18 protein-coding genes are annotated in these 16,793 nt (G+C 68.5%); 13 read left to right on the plus strand and 5 right to left on the minus strand.

What is annotated here, in order from left to right; genetic code table 11:
• Positions 1 to 34 precede the first annotated feature (34 nt).
• From CUJ89_RS28855 to CUJ89_RS28880, 6 genes are all read left to right on the plus strand, one after another.
• The gene (locus tag CUJ89_RS28855; protein WP_114180697.1) at positions 35 to 1,108 is read left to right on the plus strand and encodes an ABC transporter ATP-binding protein; all 1,074 of its coding nucleotides are present in this window, start codon (positions 35 to 37) and stop codon (positions 1,106 to 1,108) included.
• A gap of 40 nt (positions 1,109 to 1,148) precedes the next feature.
• Positions 1,149 to 1,973: a transporter substrate-binding domain-containing protein gene (locus CUJ89_RS28860; RefSeq protein ID WP_114180698.1), complete on the plus strand. Its 825-nt coding sequence runs from the start codon at positions 1,149 to 1,151 to the stop codon at positions 1,971 to 1,973.
• Between the two features lie 43 nt (positions 1,974 to 2,016).
• Complete coding sequence (locus CUJ89_RS28865; protein ID WP_114180699.1) at positions 2,017 to 2,781, plus strand: amino acid ABC transporter permease; 765 nt, start codon at positions 2,017 to 2,019, stop codon at positions 2,779 to 2,781.
• Positions 2,778 to 3,434, plus strand: a complete 657-nt coding sequence (locus tag CUJ89_RS28870) for an amino acid ABC transporter permease (RefSeq protein ID WP_114180700.1) — start codon at positions 2,778 to 2,780, stop codon at positions 3,432 to 3,434. The genes CUJ89_RS28865 and CUJ89_RS28870 overlap by 4 nt, the downstream gene beginning before the upstream one ends.
• Positions 3,435 to 3,474: 40 nt before the next feature.
• Positions 3,475 to 4,200 (plus strand): amino acid ABC transporter ATP-binding protein, encoded by a 726-nt coding sequence (locus tag CUJ89_RS28875; protein ID WP_114180701.1) that lies wholly within the window; start codon positions 3,475 to 3,477, stop codon positions 4,198 to 4,200.
• Between the two features lie 77 nt (positions 4,201 to 4,277).
• Positions 4,278 to 5,174, plus strand: a complete 897-nt coding sequence (locus CUJ89_RS28880) for a LysR substrate-binding domain-containing protein (RefSeq protein WP_114180702.1) — start codon at positions 4,278 to 4,280, stop codon at positions 5,172 to 5,174.
• 111 nt (positions 5,175 to 5,285) lie between these two features.
• Here the strand turns inward: CUJ89_RS28880 and CUJ89_RS28885 are convergent, their stop codons facing one another.
• The gene (locus CUJ89_RS28885; RefSeq protein WP_236654986.1) at positions 5,286 to 5,927 is read right to left on the minus strand and encodes a TetR/AcrR family transcriptional regulator; all 642 of its coding nucleotides are present in this window, start codon (positions 5,925 to 5,927) and stop codon (positions 5,286 to 5,288) included.
• Positions 5,928 to 6,030: 103 nt separating this feature from the next.
• Here CUJ89_RS28885 and CUJ89_RS28890 point away from each other — a divergent pair, with 103 nt between their 5' ends.
• The 3 genes from CUJ89_RS28890 to CUJ89_RS28900 are packed head-to-tail and all read left to right on the plus strand — an operon-like array spanning position 6,031 to position 9,531.
• Entirely contained in the window at positions 6,031 to 6,957 is a 927-nt protein-coding gene (locus tag CUJ89_RS28890) for an SDR family NAD(P)-dependent oxidoreductase (protein ID WP_114180704.1), read from the plus strand.
• Positions 6,954 to 8,537 carry a flavin-containing monooxygenase gene (locus CUJ89_RS28895; RefSeq protein ID WP_114180705.1) on the plus strand — a complete coding sequence of 528 codons (1,584 nt, stop codon included), beginning with the start codon at positions 6,954 to 6,956 and terminating at the stop codon, positions 8,535 to 8,537. Before CUJ89_RS28890 ends, CUJ89_RS28895 begins: the two co-directional genes overlap by 4 nt.
• Before the next feature lie 7 nt (positions 8,538 to 8,544).
• Complete coding sequence (locus CUJ89_RS28900; protein ID WP_114180706.1) at positions 8,545 to 9,531, plus strand: alpha/beta fold hydrolase; 987 nt, start codon at positions 8,545 to 8,547, stop codon at positions 9,529 to 9,531.
• A gap of 54 nt (positions 9,532 to 9,585) precedes the next feature.
• Here CUJ89_RS28900 and CUJ89_RS28905 read toward each other — a convergent pair whose 3' ends face one another.
• On the minus strand, positions 9,586 to 9,984 hold the full coding sequence (locus CUJ89_RS28905; RefSeq protein ID WP_114180707.1) for a carboxymuconolactone decarboxylase family protein: 399 nt from the start codon (positions 9,982 to 9,984) through the stop codon (positions 9,586 to 9,588).
• A gap of 368 nt (positions 9,985 to 10,352) precedes the next feature.
• Positions 10,353 to 11,012, minus strand: coding sequence for a hypothetical protein (locus CUJ89_RS38370; protein WP_236654987.1), 660 nt, complete (start codon positions 11,010 to 11,012; stop codon positions 10,353 to 10,355).
• A gap of 40 nt (positions 11,013 to 11,052) precedes the next feature.
• Between CUJ89_RS38370 and CUJ89_RS28915 the strand changes: the two genes are divergently transcribed.
• From CUJ89_RS28915 to CUJ89_RS28930, 4 genes are all read left to right on the plus strand, one after another.
• Positions 11,053 to 12,363 (plus strand): collagen-like triple helix repeat-containing protein, encoded by a 1,311-nt coding sequence (locus CUJ89_RS28915; protein WP_114180709.1) that lies wholly within the window; start codon positions 11,053 to 11,055, stop codon positions 12,361 to 12,363.
• Positions 12,364 to 12,483: 120 nt separating this feature from the next.
• Entirely contained in the window at positions 12,484 to 13,767 is a 1,284-nt protein-coding gene (locus tag CUJ89_RS28920; RefSeq protein WP_114180710.1) for an isoprenylcysteine carboxylmethyltransferase family protein, read from the plus strand.
• 429 nt (positions 13,768 to 14,196) lie between these two features.
• On the plus strand, positions 14,197 to 14,862 hold the full coding sequence (locus CUJ89_RS28925; RefSeq protein ID WP_114180711.1) for a histone acetyltransferase: 666 nt from the start codon (positions 14,197 to 14,199) through the stop codon (positions 14,860 to 14,862).
• Positions 14,863 to 14,915: 53 nt separating this feature from the next.
• A complete protein-coding gene (locus CUJ89_RS28930) occupies positions 14,916 to 15,488 on the plus strand; it encodes an NADPH-dependent FMN reductase (RefSeq protein WP_114181611.1) in 573 nt (190 codons plus the stop codon).
• Between the two features lie 36 nt (positions 15,489 to 15,524).
• Here CUJ89_RS28930 and CUJ89_RS28935 read toward each other — a convergent pair whose 3' ends face one another.
• Complete coding sequence (locus CUJ89_RS28935; protein ID WP_114180712.1) at positions 15,525 to 16,151, minus strand: DUF2894 domain-containing protein; 627 nt, start codon at positions 16,149 to 16,151, stop codon at positions 15,525 to 15,527.
• A complete protein-coding gene (locus CUJ89_RS28940; RefSeq protein ID WP_114180713.1) occupies positions 16,148 to 16,792 on the minus strand; it encodes an OmpA family protein in 645 nt (214 codons plus the stop codon). The genes CUJ89_RS28935 and CUJ89_RS28940 overlap by 4 nt, the downstream gene beginning before the upstream one ends.
• Position 16,793: the final 1 nt, after the last annotated feature.

A 16,793-nucleotide genomic window follows, 5' to 3' on the forward strand; every position in this document is an offset into this window, starting at 1 on the left:
CGACGCGCCGCCCTCACCGGTTCAAGGAAATTCCATGTCCCAGCTCATCCTCCAGCACGTCACGAAGCGCTTCCACCAGGCGTATGCCGTCGATCATGTCGACCTGTCCGTGCCGGACGGCAAGCTCGTCTGCTTTCTCGGCCCGTCGGGATGCGGCAAGACGACGCTGATGCGGATCATCGCCGGCCTCGAAACGCCGACTTCGGGCACGATCGCGTTCGCCGGCTGCGAACTCACGCACGTTCCCGCCAACCGGCGCGATTTCGGCATGGTGTTCCAGTCCCTCGCGCTGTTCCCGCACATGACGGTCGCACAGAACATCGCGTATCCGCTGCGACTGCGCAAGACCGCCAGGGCAGCGCAGGCACAGCGCGTCGCCGAGCTGCTCGACCTGATCCAGCTGCCGCATATGGCCAGTCGCCTCGTCACGCAACTGTCGGGCGGGCAGCGCCAGCGCGTCGCGATTGCACGCGCGATCGCTTCGTCGCCGCGCCTGCTGCTGCTCGACGAACCGCTCTCGGCGCTCGACGCGAAGCTGCGCGAGGCGATGCAGGTGGAGATCCGCCTGCTCCAGCAGCGGCTCGGCATCACGACGATCATGGTCACGCACGACCAGCGCGAAGCGATGACGATGGCCGACGAGATCGTCGTGATGGACAAAGGCCGGATTCAGCAGGTGGGCCGGCCGCTCGACATCTACCGCGATCCGGTCAACGAATTCGTCGCCGATTTCATCGGCCTCGGCAATATCCTGCCGGTCGCCCGCGACGGCGATGATGCGATTGTCCTGCCGGGCGGACAACGTCTCGCGATCCGCCGCGCGCCGGGCACGCCACACACGGCCGACGCCGCGCGCCTGCTGATCCGCCCCGAGGATATCTGCGTGCGCCCGAGCGCGGCACTGCCGTCCACGCCCAACACGCTTGCCGGCACGATCACGTTCGTGCGCGACGTCGGTGCGTCGATCGAAGCGACGATCGATTGCCACGGCTTCACGCTGACGGCCGCGACGACGCCGCGCGAAACGCCCGACCTGCACGTCGGCATGCCGGTATTCGCCGAACTGCCGGCGCGCGCATGCAAGCTGATCGCAGCACGCGACGCCTGACGCCGCTCCCTTTCACCACTGCCGCAACAAGGATCCCGCCATGAACGCATCGACCCAAGCCACCCGCCTCGTGCGACGCCTGCTCGCCCGCACTGCCCTCCTCTGCGCCTGCGCCGGCACGGCAGGACTCGCCGCCTTCGCGCCGCTCGCGCATGCCGATGCACTCGACACGATCGCGAAGTCCGGCGTCGTACGGGTCGGCGTGTTCGAGGACTATCCGCCGTTCGGCTCGATCGGCCCCGACATGAAGCCGCTAGGCTATGACATCGACATGGCGAACCTGCTCGGCAAGGCGCTCAACGCGAAGGTCGAGCTCGTGCAGGTCACCGGCGACAACCGGATGGCGTACCTCGCCGACCGCAAGACCGACATGCTGCTGTCGGTCGGCCAGACGCCCGAACGCGCAAAGGTGATCGACTTCTCGAACGCGTATGCGCCGTACTATCTCGCAGTATTCGGGCCGAAATCGCTCGCCGTGAAAGGCACCGCCGATCTCGCCGGCAAATCGGTCGCGGTCGCGCGCGGCACGCTCGAGGACCTGAGCGTGAGCAAGGTCGCTCCGCCGAGCGCGACGATCAAGCGCTTCGACGATCCGAACGGCGCGATCGCCGCCTTCCTGTCGGGACAGGCACAACTGCTCGTGGTCGGCAACGACGTCGGCGCGACGATCATCGCGCGCCATCCTTCGATCGACCCCGAACAGAAGTTCTCGCTGTTCAGCTCGCCCGATCACGTCGGCCTGAACAAGAACGAGCCGCGCCTGATGCAGAAGGTCAACGACGCGATCGCCAGTGCAAAGAAGAACGGCACGCTGAACACGCTGTCGCAGAAGTGGCTGCACGCGGCACTGCCGGCCGATCTGTAATGTGCCCCGTGCCCACCCAGCATTCACGACGAAAGGCGCCGCGATGACCTACGTGTTCGATTTCAGCGATTTCGGCCTGTACGCAGGCATGCTCGCGCGCGGGATCGGCGTGACGCTCGGCCTCACCGCAGCCTCCACCGTGCTCGGCGGCCTGATCGGCACGGCTGGCGCTTGGATCGCGCTCGCCGGCCCCCGCTGGGCGCGTGCGCTCGTCGCGACCTATGTCGAACTGATCCGCAACACGCCGTTTCTGGTCCAGTTGTTCTTCGTCTTCTTCGGCCTGCCCGGTATCGGCGTGCATATCGACGAAGCGCAGGCGGCCGTGCTGGCGATGACGGTCAACCTCGGCGCCTATGCCGTCGAGATCCTGCGCGCCGGCATCGAATCGGTGCCGCACGGGCAAACGCAGGCCGCGCGGGCGCTCGGGCTGCACGGCCGGCAGGTATTCGGCCACGTCATCCTGCCGCAGGCGCTCGCGAACGTGTATCCCGCGCTGCTCGGGCAGGTGCTGATCGTGATGCTCGGCTCGGCCGTCGTGTCGCAGATCTCGGTACCCGACCTGACATACGCGGCGAACTTCATCCAGTCGCGCAATTTCCGCGCGTTCGAGATCTACATCGTCGTGACCGCGATCTACCTGCTGTTGTCGATCGCGCTGCGCATGCTGCTCAATCGCGCGGGCCGCCGGCTCTTCACGGGCCGCGCGCCGCACGGCGCGGCCACGGCACCGCGACGCGCGCGCGTTGCCCGCTTCGCGCGACGCGTCCGCTCCCCCGAAATCCGCCTCCCGACGGAGCGTGCACGATGATCGAATTCACTCCCTGGGACATTGCGTGGAACCTGCTGCTCGCCGCGCGCTGGACCGTTCTGCTCTCGCTGATCACGTTCGTCGGTGGCAGTCTGGCCGGGTTCGCGTTGCTCGCGATGCGCGTATCACCGGCGCCGGCGCTGCGCCGCTTCGTGAGCCTGTATGTCGAGCTGTTTCAGGGCACGCCGCTGCTGATGCAGCTATTCCTCGGTTTCTTCGGACTGCCGCTCATCGGCATCGACGTGACGCCATGGATCGCCGCGTCGGTCATGCTGACGTTGAACGCCAGCGCCTATCTGGCCGACATCTGGCGCGGCTGCGTCGACGCGGTGCCGCGCGGCCAGTGGCATGCCGCAGCGAGTCTCGGCATGACGTGGACGCAGCAGCTGCGCTATGTGGTCTGGCCGCAAGCATGGAAAATCGCACTGCCGCCGACCGTCGGCTTTCTCGTGCAGGCGGTAAAGAGCACCGCGCTCACGTCGATCATCGGGCTGACCGAACTCACCAAGACCGGCAACATCATCACCAACGCGGTGTTCAAGCCGTTTCCGATCTACGCGATGGTCGCACTGCTCTACTTCGCGATGTGTTTCCCGTTGACGTGGTACGCACGCGCGCTCGAGCGACGCTATCGCGTCGCGAAGGCGCGCTGAACCGGCGCCGCGTGCACCTCATTACGATTCAGGTACCGACATGATTTCCATCAGTAACGTTTCGAAGTGGTACGGCCAGTTCAAGGTCCTTGCCGATTGCACGACCGAGGTCAAGAAAGGCGAAGTGGTCGTCGTGTGCGGCCCGTCGGGCTCGGGCAAGTCGACGCTGATCAAGACCGTGAACGGCCTCGAGCCGTTCCAGCAGGGCGAGATCCTCGTGAACGGCCAGTCGGTCGGCGACAAGAAGACGAACCTGTCGAAGCTGCGCTCGAAGGTCGGGATGGTGTTCCAGCATTTCGAGCTGTTCCCGCACCTGTCGATCACCGAGAACCTGACGCTCGCGCAAATCAAGGTGCTCGGCCGCGGCAAGGACGAGGCGAACGAGAAGGGCATGAAGCTGCTCGATCGCGTCGGCCTGAAGGCGCATGCGCACAAGTTCCCGGGCCAGTTGTCGGGCGGCCAGCAGCAGCGTGTCGCGATCGCGCGCGCGCTGTCGATGGACCCGATCGCGATGCTGTTCGACGAACCGACCTCCGCGCTCGATCCCGAGATGATCAACGAAGTGCTCGACGTGATGGTCCAGCTCGCGCAGGAAGGGATGACGATGATGGTCGTCACGCACGAGATGGGCTTCGCGAAGAAGGTCGCTCATCGCGTGATCTTCATGGATCAGGGCGCGATCGTCGAGGACGACCGCAAGGACGATTTCTTCTCGAATCCGAAGTCGGATCGCGCGAAGGACTTCCTCGCGAAGATCCTGCACTGAGCGGCGGTCATGCACGCGCCCTGCCCGACGTGCCGCACCCGGCATTCCCGATCGCCCGTTCCACGCCGGCCTTCCCGATGAAACGACTTCCTTCCTTCAACGCACTGCAGATCTTCGACATCGTCGCCCACCATGGCAGCTTCACGCGCGCCGCCGAGCACCTGTGCCTGACCCAGGGCGCCGTGAGCCGGCAAATCCTCGCGCTCGAGAGCTTCTACCAGTTTCCGCTGTTCAAGCGCACGCCGAAAGGCCTGACGCTGACGGCGGAAGGCGAACTGCTGTTGCCGACGGTGCGCGAAAGCTTCGCGCGCATCGAAGAAGTATCGATGCGCCTGTCGCGCCGGCGCACCGAACTCGCGCTGAAAGTGCCCACCTGCCTGATGCAGTGGATGCTGCCCCGGATCATGCGATTCCAGACCGAGCACCCCGAACTCCAGGTGCAGATCACGACGACCTGGGGCCATCATGTCGATTTCCGGATGGAGCCGTTCGACGCCGCGGTGATCTACGCTCCCGGCGCCGGTCCCGACATGCATGCGATCCCGCTGTTCGAAGAGCGGCTCACGCCCGTGTGTGCGCCGGGTTTGCTGGACCGGCAGCCGCTCGCGAACCTCGACGATCTGGCCGACCACACGCTGCTGCATCCGACCCGCGATCATCAGGACTGGAAACGCTGGCTCGCACATGCCGGTGCGCCGCACATCGACTCCACGCGCGGGCTGAGCTTCGAGACGCTCGACCTCGCGACGCATGCGGCGATCGACGGCTACGGCATCGCGATCGGCGACCGGACGCTCGTCGACGAAAGCATGGCGGCGCACCGGCTCGTGACGCCGTTCGACGTGTCGCTGCCGACGGGGATGGGCTATTACTTCGTGTATCCGAGCGGGGGCGAACAGCAGCAGAAGATCCGGCTGTTCGGCGACTGGATCGCGGACGAACGCGAGCACGCGACGCGCATCGCGCCGGGCTGAGGCGCGACAACGGCCGATCGCACAGCTGGCGTCGGCGAAAGCAGCGGTCGTATGGATGGCGAGACCGCCCCTGAAACCGCGGATCGCCAGGATGCCGGCCCCGCGTCGCGCTTACCCCGCCTCCCGCAACGTCCCCAGCAACACCTTCCTGCAACTCGCGACCATCTGCGCTTCCGGATCGCGATAGTCGGTGAGCAGCCACGCCGCGCCGACGTTCGTCATCGCGCCGACGAGCGCGAGCCCGATCAACCGCTGCTCGGTGCGCTCCGCGGGCGTCGCCGCTTCGTGCGACGCACCGATCGCCATGATCAGCTTGCCGAAGTCGATCAGCATGCGCTGGTACGTCATGTCGGTATCCGCGCTCACGCCCATCACCTCGAGCAGCAGCACGCGCGCCGCGCACGGGTCGCGCAGGAACGCGAAGAACGCGGCGAGCCCCGCGTCGACGCGCTCGTGCAGATCGCCGCCGCGCGCGGCGACCGCCTGCGCAACCGCGTCATGCAACTGCTGCGCGTGATGCAGGTAGGTGCAGCGCAGCAAATCCTCGGTGCTGTCGAACGCCGCATAGAAATAGCGATCGTTCAGCTTCGCTTCCTGGCAAATCGACCGTACGGTCGCCTTGCGGAACCCGACCGTGCCGAACACGCGCGTCGCCGCGCGGATCAGCGCATCGCGCCGCTCGGCGGCACGCACCTCGGGCGCCACGCCGCCATACGACCGGCCCCGTTTTTCCGTTTCGAGTGCTTTCTCCATTCCGCTATTTGACATCAGGACACCCGAAAACTAAAGTGGTGACGACCAACACCACAATAGACACGCCGCCGGTGCAGCACAAGCGGAACGGGAGGAGCAACAGATGAAGGGGTTTTCCGGCAAGGTCGCTGCGATCACGGGCGCCGGTTCGGGCATGGGCCGCAGCCTCGCGGTCGAGCTCGCGCGGCGCGGCTGCGAGGTCGCGCTCGCCGACGTCAACGATGCCGGCCTCGCCGGCACGGCGGCCGCCTGCGCGCAGCACGGCGTGCGCGTGAGCACGCGGCGGCTCGACGTCGCCGACCGCGACGCGGTGTTCGCGTGGGCTGACTTCGTCCGCGCCGAACACGGCAAGGTCAACCTGGTCTTCAACAACGCGGGCGTGTCGCTGGCCGCCAGCGCCGAGACCGCGCGCATCGCCGATCTCGAATGGATCGTCGGCATCAACTTCTGGGGCGTCGTGCATGGCACGCAGGCGTTCCTGCCGCATCTGCGCGCGTCGGGCGACGGGCACGTCGTCAACACGTCGAGCCTGTTCGGCCTGGTCGCGATGCCGACGCAAAGCGCCTATAACGCAACCAAGTTCGCGGTGCGCGGCTTCACCGAGGCGCTGCGGATGGAACTCGAACTCGACGGCGCGCCGGTGAGCGCGACCTGCGTGCATCCGGGCGGCGTCGCGACGAACATCGTCGACGCGGGCCGCGTCGATACCAGCATCCACGCGCTCACCGGCCAGGACGAAGCGACCCATCGCCGGCAGGCGAACCGACTGATCAACGCGACGACGGCCGACGAGGCCGCGCGGCAGATCCTCGCGGGCGTCGAGCGCAATGCGCGCCGCGTGCTCGTCGGCGCCGACGCGCGCCGGCTCGACCGGATCGCGCGCCTGCTCGGCGCCGGTTACCAGTGGCTGATGCTGCGCCACGTGCGCCGCGCCCGCGCGCGCAACCTCCGCCCGAAGGAAGCCTCCGTGGGAGAACGCACCCACGCCCCGGGCGCGCTCCCGACCACGCCGACCAAGGACCCCGCATGACCTCGACGACGACCGACCGGCGCGACGCGCCGCCCGCCCCCGGCGCCCGCCGCGACCGTGGTGACGGCAGCGACCTCGACGTGCTGATCGTCGGCGCGGGCCTGTCCGGCATCGGCGCCGCGTATCACCTGAAGCGGCGCTGCCCGCATGCGAGCGTCGCGATCGTCGAGGCGCGCGACGCGATCGGCGGCACCTGGGACCTGTTCCGCTATCCGGGCGTCCGTTCGGATTCCGACATGTTCACGCTCGGCTACAGCTTCCGCCCGTGGCACAGCGACAAGGCGATCTCGGACGGCCAGACGATCCTCGACTACATCCGCGACACCGCGCGCACCTATGGGATCGACAAGACGATCCGCTACGGCCAGAAGGTCGTCGCGGCCGACTGGGACTCGAACGGCGCACGCTGGACGGTCCGCATCGCGCGCACGCAGGACGGCGCGACCGACACGCTCGTATACACCTGCCGCTTCCTCTTCATGTGCAGCGGCTACTACGACTACGACGCCGGCTACCGGCCCGACTGGCCCGGCATGGACACGTTCGAGGGCAACCTCGTGCATCCGCAGCACTGGCCGAAGGATCTGTCGTACGCGAACCGGCGCGTCGTCGTGATCGGCAGCGGCGCGACGGCCGTCACGCTCGTGCCGTCGATGGCGGCCGACGCGCAGCACGTGACGATGCTGCAGCGCTCGCCGACCTACATCGTGTCGCTGCCCGCGCGCGACAAGATCGCAAACGCGTTGCGCGGCGTGCTGCCGTCGCGGCTCGCGCACCGGCTCGTGCGCGTGAAGAACGTGCTGCTGACGATGTACCTGTACAACGTGTCGCGCCGCAAGCCCGACCGAACCAAGCAGTTCATCATCCGCGCGGCCGGCAAGCAGCTCGGCCCCGACTTCGACGTCGCGAAGCACCTGACGCCGCGCTACATGCCGTGGGACCAGCGCGTGTGCCTCGTGCCGAACGGCGACCTGTTCAAGTCGATCCGCGCGGGCCGCGCGTCGATCGTCACCGACGAGATCGAGCGCTTCACGCCGACCGGCCTCAGGCTGAAGAGCGGCCAGCAGCTCGACGCGGACGTGATCGTCACCGCGACCGGGCTCAAGGTGAAGATGCTCGGCGGCGCACGCGTCACGGTCGACGGCCGCGCGGTCGAGCTGCCGGACACCGTGTCGTACAAGGGGATGATGTACAGCGACGTGCCGAACCTTGCATCGTCGTTCGGCTACACGAACGCGTCGTGGACGCTGAAGGCCGAGCTGATCGCGCGCTACGTGTGCCGGCTGCTCAACCACATGCGCGCGAACGGCTATGACACGTGCGTGCCGCGGCTCGGGGCCGGCGATCTCGGCGACGTGCCGGCCGTCAACCTGAGCTCGGGCTACATCCAGCGCGCGGCCGGCATCCTGCCCAAGCAGGGCCACCGCAAGCCGTGGAAATTCCACCAGAACTACGTGCTCGATCTCGCATCGCTGAAGTTCGGCGCGCTCGCCGATTCGGCGATGCATTTCGAACGCCGCGCGAAAGCCGGCCCGGCCGCCACGACGCCGGTTGCCGAACCCGCACTCGAAACCCGCTGAGGCCGACATGACCCATACGCTCCATCTGATCCAGAACGTGCTGCTCGGCGTCGTCGCGGCGCTCGCCGCGCTCGCGCTGTTTTCCGGTTACGTGGCCAGCCGCGTGACGCGCGCGTTTCCGCCCGAAGGCCGCTTCGTCGACATCGGCGGCGACCGCATCCACTACGTGGAATACGGCAACGGCCCGCCGATCGTGTTCGTCCACGGGCTCGCGGGGCAACTGCGCAACTTCGCGTACCTGCCGCTTGCGCGGCTTGCGCAGCAGCATCGCGTGATCCTCGTCGACCGGCCCGGCGCCGGCCGCTCGATCCGCGGCGCGGGCTCGCAGGCGAACGTGTTCGCACAGGCCCGCACGGTCGCCGCGTTCATCGATGCGCTGCGGCTCGACAAGCCCGTGCTGGTCGGCCACTCGCTCGGCGGCGCGATCGCGCTCGCGGTCGGCCTCAACCATCCGGACCGCGTGAGCCGGCTCGCGCTGATCGCGCCGCTGTCGCACCAGCAGTCCGAGCCGCCGGCGCCGTTCAAGCCGCTGATGCTGCCGTCGCCGCTCGTGCGCCGCTTCGTGTCGTGGACCTTCGCGATTCCGCTGACGATCCTGACAGGCCGCAAGGCCGTGCGCCAGGTGTTCGCGCCGGAAGACGTGCCGCGCGACTTCCCCACCAAGGGCGGCGGGCTGCTCGGGATGCGGCCGCATGTGTTCTACGCGACGGCAACCGACCTGCTGTCCGCACCCGTCGACCTGCCCGCGATGGAGCGCCGCTACGCGGACCTCGCGCTGCCGGTCGACGTGCTGTACGGCCGCGCCGATCCGATCCTGAACTGGCGCGAGCACGGCGACGCGCTCGCGAAGAAATCGGCGCGCGTGCGGCTGAAGGTCGTCGAGGGCGGGCACATGCTGCCGGTCACGATTCCGGATGCGGCGGCCGACTGGCTGCTCGAAGTCGCTGCCGCGCCGGCCGATGCCGCCACGCAGACGGCGCGCGTCGAGCACTGAGCCGCCGCGAAGCGGCGCCTGATCCCGTGCCGTGCAGCCGGCGCGGCGGCGGAATCAGGCTTCGTCGTCGGGCACCGACAGCCCGAGATCCTCGATCACCTCGCGGGCGCTGCGGAAGGCCTCGACCGCGGCCGGCGCGCCCGCGTACAACGCACTGTGCAGCAACACCTCGCGGATCTCGACGAGGCTCGCGCCGTTGTTGAGCGCGCCGCGAATGTGCCCCTTCAGTTCCGTGCCGCGGCCGAGCGCCGCCAGCATCGCGCACGTGCACAGGCTGCGCGTCTTCAGGTCGATCCCGCCCCGCTGCCACGTGCTGCCCCACGCGTGTTCGTTCAGCCAGTTCTGCAACGGACGCGAGAATCCGTCGAGGTCGCGCATCGCGCGCTCGACGAACGCCTCGCCCATCACGTCGATCCGCCGCGCCTTGCCGTATTCCCTGTCCTGTTCGCTCATGTCAGTGTCCTGTATGGAGTCGTGGCCGCTTCGGCGTTGCCGGCAGCCGGGAGATTTCGCGCCATGTTTACGGGGCCGGCGCGTTTCGTCAAAGACGCGGCGCTCGGTTCGAGGCCGCCCGCGTAACGCGATGTCGAACGCTACGTAACATCGCGCCGCGCGTTACGGCTGCTCACGGGAACATCGCAACCGCCGCGCCGCCGCACCGTGCGTGCCCGTCGCGCGAAACCGCCGGTACTCCGTTTAAATCGCGTTGATATTCCCGATTCCCGCAACAAAACGCGACACCGTTTCGCGCAATCTGACATGGCGCGGAATTTGCAGTGGAGGCTGGGACACACTTCCAATGTCGAGGCCAACATGCAAAATTACTTCAAGAAGACGACGGTAACGCTCGCTGTCTCGTCGCTGCTCGCGCTGTATGGCTGCGGCTCGGTCGACGGACCGACGACCCCGCCGTCGATCAAGCCGAGCACGTCCGGGACGGGCGCCACTTCGGGGACGTCGGGTACGTCCGGCGGCAGCTCCGGCACGTCGGGTAGCTCGGGTAGCTCGGGTAGCTCGGGTAGCTCGGGTAGCTCGGGTAGCTCGGGTAGCTCCGGCAGTTCCGGCAGTTCGGGTACTTCCAGCTCCGGCACCTCCAGCTCCGGCACCTCCAGCTCCGGTACCTCCAGTTCCGGCACTTCCAGCTCCAGCTCTGGCACTTCCAGCTCCAGCTCCGGTACTTCCAGCTCCAGCTCCGGTACTTCCGGCTCCAGCTCGGGCACCTCCAGCTCCAGCTCGGGTACTTCCGGCTCCAGCTCGGGCACCTCCAGCTCCAGCTCGGGTACCTCCAGCTCCAGCTCGGGTACCTCCAGCTCCAGCTCCGGCACCTCCAGCTCCAGCTCGGGTACCTCCAGCTCCAGCTCGGGTACCTCCAGCTCCAGCTCCGGCACCTCCAGCTCCAGTTCGGGTACCTCCAGCTCCAGCTCCGGCACCTCCAGTTCCAGTTCGGGTACCTCCAGCTCCGGCACCTCCAGCTCCGGCACTACCCCGCTCGGCAATGTCCTCCAGAAATCCGGCAACCTCGTGACGGCACTCGGCACGACGGTCGCGAACGGCGGCGCGCAGATCGGCGGCGTGGTGATCCCCGGCACGAACCCGACGACGGCCACCAGCGTCGGCAACGCGGTCACGAGCCTCGGCAACGGCGTGCAGTCGCTCGGCAACGGCGTCGCGGCCGGCCTCGGCTCGATCGGCGTGTCGGCGAACCCGCTCGGACCGACGCTGACGTCGACCACCGGCCTGCTGACCGGCGCCGGCGGCGCGGTCAACAATCTCGGCAACGCGGTGACGAGCCTCGGCTCGGGCCCGCTGTCGCCGCTGTCACCGGTGACGACGCTCGTCGGCGGCCTCGTCAACACCGTCGGCGGCGCCGTCAACTCGACCGCGTCGGGCCTCAATACGGCGCTGAACAGCTCGCCGGTCCAGCAACTCGGAACCCAGGTCGGCAGCGTGATCAACCCGATCACGAACACGCTGACCGGCGGCGTCACGACGCCGGGCGCCACGCAGACGCTCGGCGGCGCCACCATGCTCGGCGCCCCGCTCAGCGGACTGCTGAGCACGCTCGGCGGCGGCCTCGGCCTCGCCGGTTCGCAGGTAGGCGGCGCGACCGGCAACCCGGTCGGCAACGGTCTCGGCGGCAGCGTGAACCAGCTCGGCAACACGGTGACGTCGACCGGTGGCCTCCTCTCCAGCGGCAATACGGGCAGTTCCAGCAGCGGCACCAACCCGCTCGCACCGATCACCGGCCTGCTCGGTTCGCTGACGGGTGCGCTCGGCGGCGTCGGCTCGAGCGGCACCAGCGGAACCAGCGGTTCGGGCGGCACCAGCGGCACGAGCAGCGGCGGCCCGCTTGCCCCGGTCACGGGCCTGCTCGGCTCGGTGACGGGCGCGCTCGGCGGCCTCGGTTCGAGCGGCACGAGCGGCACCGGCGGGACGAGCGGCACCAGCGGCACCGGTGGCTCGGGCGTCGGCGGCCTGCTGGCGCCGGTCACCAACCTCGTCAACTCGCTGACGCCGCTCGGCGCAAGCCTCACCGGCACGGTCACGACGCCGGGAGGCAACGTGACGGGCAGCCTTGGCGGCCTGCTGTCGAGCGGCCCGGTCGGCACGCTGACGGGTGCGCTGACGACGCCGGCCGGCGCCGCGGGCGCCACCGGAACGGCCAGCCCGAGCGGTGCAGCCGGCACGGCGACGACGCCCGCCGGCAGCGGCACCGTGGCGGCCGGCCTGACCGGCAGCTCGAACGGCGCCGCCGCGGGCGGTGCGACCAACCTGCTGTCGCCGGTAACCAACCTGCTCGGCGGTCTGCTGGGCGGCGGCACCAAGAAGTAACGTTTTACCTATCAGAACCACAGGCCAATGGCCGGGCGCGCATCAATACAAAGCCCGGCCGACGGCCGGCGTCACCCGCCAAGCGGGGGCGCCGGCCTTCATCCCGACGAGGATCCGATCATGAATTCCACGCTCGACGGCATCGCCGCGGTCCAGGACCGCCCGCCCCGTTCCGCCACGCCGTTTCACGCCGGCCTGCTCGGCATCACGGCAGGGCTTTTCGCGCTGTGGATCACGCGCGACCAGCCGACCCTCGACGCGGCCACGCGCGCGGTCATCGCCAGCCTCGCGATCATCGGCACGATCGCGCTGCACGAAATCTTCGTTTCGCGCGTCTACCTGCGCCCGAGCGCGGGGCTGTCGCAGCAGGCCGTCCGGCCGCTCGGCATCGCGCGCGTCGCGACGCGGCTCGGCGCGCTCGCGTCGATCTATGCGGGCATCGCGATGATCTACTGGCTGCTGCCCGAATACCACGGCGCGTTCTACCTGCCGTTCTGGTCGCTGCTGCGCTCGCTCGCGCCGTACGTGATCGTCGCCGCGCCGTTCTACTTCGCGTGGATGGACCGCCACCAGCGCGAGACCGACGATGCGTACCTGCTGTGGGGCCGCTTCGTGTTCCGCCGCGAGCAGCCGGCGAGCTGGAAACCGGTGCGCGAGATGCTCGCCGGCTGGGGCGTGAAGGCGTTCTTCCTGCCGCTGATGACCGTCTACCTGTCGAAGGATGCCGATCACCTGAGCGCGTCGCTCGCGAATGCCATCCATGCGCCGATGACGCTCGCGACCTTCAGTTTCCTGTACGACCTGTCGTTCACGATGGACCTGATGTTCGGCACCGTCGGTTATCTGTGCACGTTCCGCATCCTCGACAGCCACGTGCGCACCGTCGAGCCAACCACCCTCGGCTGGGTCGCAGCGCTGATCTGTTACCAGCCGTTCTGGTCGCTGATCTCGAACAACTACATCCGCTACGGAGGCTCGCTGCTCTGGGACAACTGGCTGCTGTCGGCCCCGACGCTGCGCGTGATCTGGGGCGCGGTGATCATCCTGCTGCTGCTGACCTACGCGCTGTCGACGATCTCGTTCGGGCTGCGTTTCTCGAACCTCACCAACCGCGGGATCATCACGTCGGGCCCGTACCGCTTCACGAAGCATCCGGCGTACATCACGAAGAACCTGTCGTACTGGATGGTGTCGGTGCCGTTCGTCGAGCCGCTCGGCTGGCAGATCGGGCTCATGCACTGCGCCGGGCTCGTCGCGGTCAACCTGATCTACTACACGCGTGCGAAGACGGAAGAGCGGCATCTGATGCGCGATCCGGACTATCGGGCGTATGCCGAGTGGATCGCGCAGCATGGGTTGTTCGCGCGGATCCGGCAGGCGTTCGGGGCGCGACAGCCAGTTTGACAGAGCGAGTTGCGGCCAATTGTCGCGAAACGACGCAACTCCCCGCTTTTCGTCGCTTTTCTCCGCCAGTCCGATTGCCCGCCCAGACCGCCTCGCGTATGGTGCGGGCCGTCCGCGTGCGTTCCTTCACCCGGACACCCGACCGTCGTCACGCACGACGGCCGCGCGGGCCATGCCCGCCGCTCACTGTCTCCGCGAAGCCGCCCGCCGGCGCCGCGCATTCAAGAGGAAAGAGGCGTGATCCACAAAGTCCTGATCCTGTTCGCACTCTGCATCGCGGGCCTCGCCGCGATCGCCGCCGGTTTCCAGCACATCCCCAGCTGATTCGTGGCCCCGGCTCGCTTCGCCGAGCCCGGGGGCCGCATCCATTCCTTTTCCCTATCGCAATGAACCTCTTTCTCGAATCGCCCGGGACGGGCGACCTTTGCCATGCGCATCGACGTACAACATTCCCAGCACGACATCGACGATGAACTCGACACGCTCTACACGCGCCTCCATCAGCCGGGCCATCGCCTGCACGGCCTGCCGGCCGTCGCGCTCGGCCGCTCGGGCCTGATCGTCCGCCACCGCGAAGCGGACGGCGAATACTTCCTGTATGTCGAGGATCCGGCCGCGCGCCAGCTCGCCGGCTACACGATCTTCAACCGCCTCCCCGAACTCCCGCGCCGCGCGGACCGCTACCTGCGCGCGCCGCATACGCGGCTGCGCGCGTCGGCGCAACGCAAGCGCCTCGCGACGACGCTGTATCGCTGGGGACTCGACGCGGGCCTGTGCCTGATCAGCGGCGCGCGCCAGTCGGTCGGCGCGGCGCGACTGTGGACAGCGCTCGCGCACGATTACCGGCACGGCTTCGTCGATGTCGAAGGCCGTGCGCTGCGCTATCTCGGCGACGCCGTTCCGGACGACGTACTTGGCGCACTGCACACGCGGCGGCTGTTGCTGGGCAATGGATGGAAGCTGGCGGAATTTGCGCGGGCGGCAGGGATGGCGGATGCGGCAACCTGCCGGCGTGATGTCGTGAACGATGTTCGTCGGGCCGGCACGGGACACGCCTCGATCGCGCCCGGCGCCGCCCTCACACCGATGCGATAATCCGTCCGACCCGCGCGATGCGGCTGCACCGCGCGCACCCGAGACCCGATTCGATGATCACCGAACCCCGAACCGACTCCGACCGCCGCGTCGACATCGTCGCCCTGTGCGGCAGCCTCCGGTCGCAGTCGTACAACGCCGCGCTGCTCGATGCGGCCGCGCGCGTCGCGCCGCACGACATGCGCATCGTGCGCTTCGATCGCCTCGGCGAATTCCCGCTGTTTAATCCGGATGTGGAATACCCGTCGCCCGCCGCCGTGCGCGACCTGATCGACCGCCTGAACGCAGCCGACGGCGTGCTGATCGCAAGCCCCGAATACGCGCACGGCGTGACCGGCGTAATGAAGAACGCTCTGGACTGGGTCGTGGGGTGCGAGGCCGTCGTGTACAAGCCGGTCGCGGTGCTGAATGCGTCGCCGCGCGCGACGCATGCGGACGCGGCGCTGCGGGAAACGCTGTCGGTGATGTCGGCACGCATCGTCGAGCGCGCGTCGATCGCGCTGCCGATCCTGGGAAGCCAGCTCGACGCGGCGGGCATCGCCGCACATCCGCCGTTCGCGTCGGCGCTGGCCGATGCGTTGCGCGCGCTGCGCACGGCGATCGACGACGAAGTACCGGGCCGATAACCGCCATGCAACCGGCACGCCAGAACGCGTGCAACGTTACCGCGCCTTGGCGCGCGTCACCTTTTTCGCCGGTTTGGCCGCCTTCGCGCGCGGCGCTTCCTTCTCGGGCTGCGCGCCGCCGCCGGCGAGATCCTCGAGCCACGCCAGCGCATCGACGTACGACAGGAACTGCTGCAGATATTCCGGCGACAACTCGCGCATGGTCGACAACGACCGGTGCACGAGGCTGTTCGAATTGAGCGGCCCCGCGTTGCGCGGCACCTGGTCGAGCGACTGGCGGTACTGTTGTTCCGTGCGGACTTTCGACCACATCGTGCGGAAGTAGTCGACCAGTTCGGGATCGAGCCCGCGCCGGTCGGCCTGCGCATCGCGCGCGAGCCGATCAACGAGCCCCGCAAGCGCACCGCGCCCGGGCGCACCTGCCGCGGCTTCAGCCGTCTCACGCGTGGCCGCCGCTTCATCGGCCCCCGCGACAACCTCCGCAAAGCTTTCCATCAGCGTCGCCAGCCGCGCGTCGAGCAACGCGCGTGCGTCGCCATCGAGCGCGGCCGCGCGCCGTTCGAGCGCGTCGATCCGGTGAAAACGCACGGGGTCGAGCCGATCGGCGCCCTGCTCGCGCCATGCGTCGAGCGTCGCGCGAGCGTGCGTCGCGTCGTCCGTCACCGCGCCTTCCCTCCGTTCGACGCGGTCTTGCGCGGCACCGGCGCGATCTCCACGCGACGGTTCTTCGCGCGGCCTTCATCGTCCGCATTCGAGCTGACCGGCTGTTCGGAGCCGAACGCGGCCGCGAACACCGACCCCGCCGGCACGCCGGCGTCGATCAGCGCACGCGTGACCGTCAACGCGCGCTTGGCCGACAGTTCCCAGTTGTCCGCGAACTGGCGGTTGCCGGCATGCACCTGCTGGTCGTCGGCGAAGCCGCTGATCATCAGGATCTCGTCGCGCGTCTTCAGGTAGGCGGCCAGCGGGGTGGCCAGCGTCTTCAGCAGGTCGCGGCCCGCGGGCTGCAACTGGTCGGAGTTCAGCGCGAACAGCACGTTGCCGCTGATGCCGATGCGCCCGTTCACGAGCGTCACGCGGCCGGCCGCGAGCGGCCCGGCGAGCGCCTGTTCGAGCGACTTGCGCTGCTGCGCTTCCTGCTGGCGCGCGCGCACGGCTTCCTCGAGCTTCGACGTGAGTTGAAGCTGCATGCCGATCACGCCGACGAGGATCAGCACGAACGCGCCGAGCAGCACCGACATCAGGTCGGCGAACGCGGGCCACACCGGCGCCGATTGCGTGCCGCCGTCGATTTCGTCGTGCATG

Source organism: Burkholderia pyrrocinia, from assembly GCF_003330765.1.
Lineage (GTDB): Bacteria > Pseudomonadota > Gammaproteobacteria > Burkholderiales > Burkholderiaceae > Burkholderia > Burkholderia pyrrocinia_B.

What these genes read in the sequence shown, in the direction of transcription:
- CUJ89_RS28855 (WP_114180697.1), top strand. Translation starts at nt 35, where the DNA reads ATGTCCCAGCTCATCCTCCAGCACGTCACGAAGCGCTTCCACCAGGCG.
- CUJ89_RS28860 (WP_114180698.1), top strand. Translation starts at nt 1,149, where the DNA reads ATGAACGCATCGACCCAAGCCACCCGCCTCGTGCGACGCCTGCTCGCC.
- CUJ89_RS28865 (WP_114180699.1), top strand. Translation starts at nt 2,017, where the DNA reads ATGACCTACGTGTTCGATTTCAGCGATTTCGGCCTGTACGCAGGCATG.
- CUJ89_RS28870 (WP_114180700.1), top strand. Translation starts at nt 2,778, where the DNA reads ATGATCGAATTCACTCCCTGGGACATTGCGTGGAACCTGCTGCTCGCC.
- CUJ89_RS28875 (WP_114180701.1), top strand. Translation starts at nt 3,475, where the DNA reads ATGATTTCCATCAGTAACGTTTCGAAGTGGTACGGCCAGTTCAAGGTC.
- CUJ89_RS28880 (WP_114180702.1), top strand. Translation starts at nt 4,278, where the DNA reads ATGAAACGACTTCCTTCCTTCAACGCACTGCAGATCTTCGACATCGTC.
- CUJ89_RS28885 (WP_236654986.1), bottom strand. Translation starts at nt 5,927, where the DNA reads ATGGAGAAAGCACTCGAAACGGAAAAACGGGGCCGGTCGTATGGCGGC.
- CUJ89_RS28890 (WP_114180704.1), top strand. Translation starts at nt 6,031, where the DNA reads ATGAAGGGGTTTTCCGGCAAGGTCGCTGCGATCACGGGCGCCGGTTCG.
- CUJ89_RS28895 (WP_114180705.1), top strand. Translation starts at nt 6,954, where the DNA reads ATGACCTCGACGACGACCGACCGGCGCGACGCGCCGCCCGCCCCCGGC.
- CUJ89_RS28900 (WP_114180706.1), top strand. Translation starts at nt 8,545, where the DNA reads ATGACCCATACGCTCCATCTGATCCAGAACGTGCTGCTCGGCGTCGTC.
- CUJ89_RS28905 (WP_114180707.1), bottom strand. Translation starts at nt 9,984, where the DNA reads ATGAGCGAACAGGACAGGGAATACGGCAAGGCGCGGCGGATCGACGTG.
- CUJ89_RS28920 (WP_114180710.1), top strand. Translation starts at nt 12,484, where the DNA reads ATGAATTCCACGCTCGACGGCATCGCCGCGGTCCAGGACCGCCCGCCC.
- CUJ89_RS28925 (WP_114180711.1), top strand. Translation starts at nt 14,197, where the DNA reads ATGCGCATCGACGTACAACATTCCCAGCACGACATCGACGATGAACTC.
- CUJ89_RS28930 (WP_114181611.1), top strand. Translation starts at nt 14,916, where the DNA reads ATGATCACCGAACCCCGAACCGACTCCGACCGCCGCGTCGACATCGTC.
- CUJ89_RS28940 (WP_114180713.1), bottom strand. Translation starts at nt 16,792, where the DNA reads ATGCACGACGAAATCGACGGCGGCACGCAATCGGCGCCGGTGTGGCCC.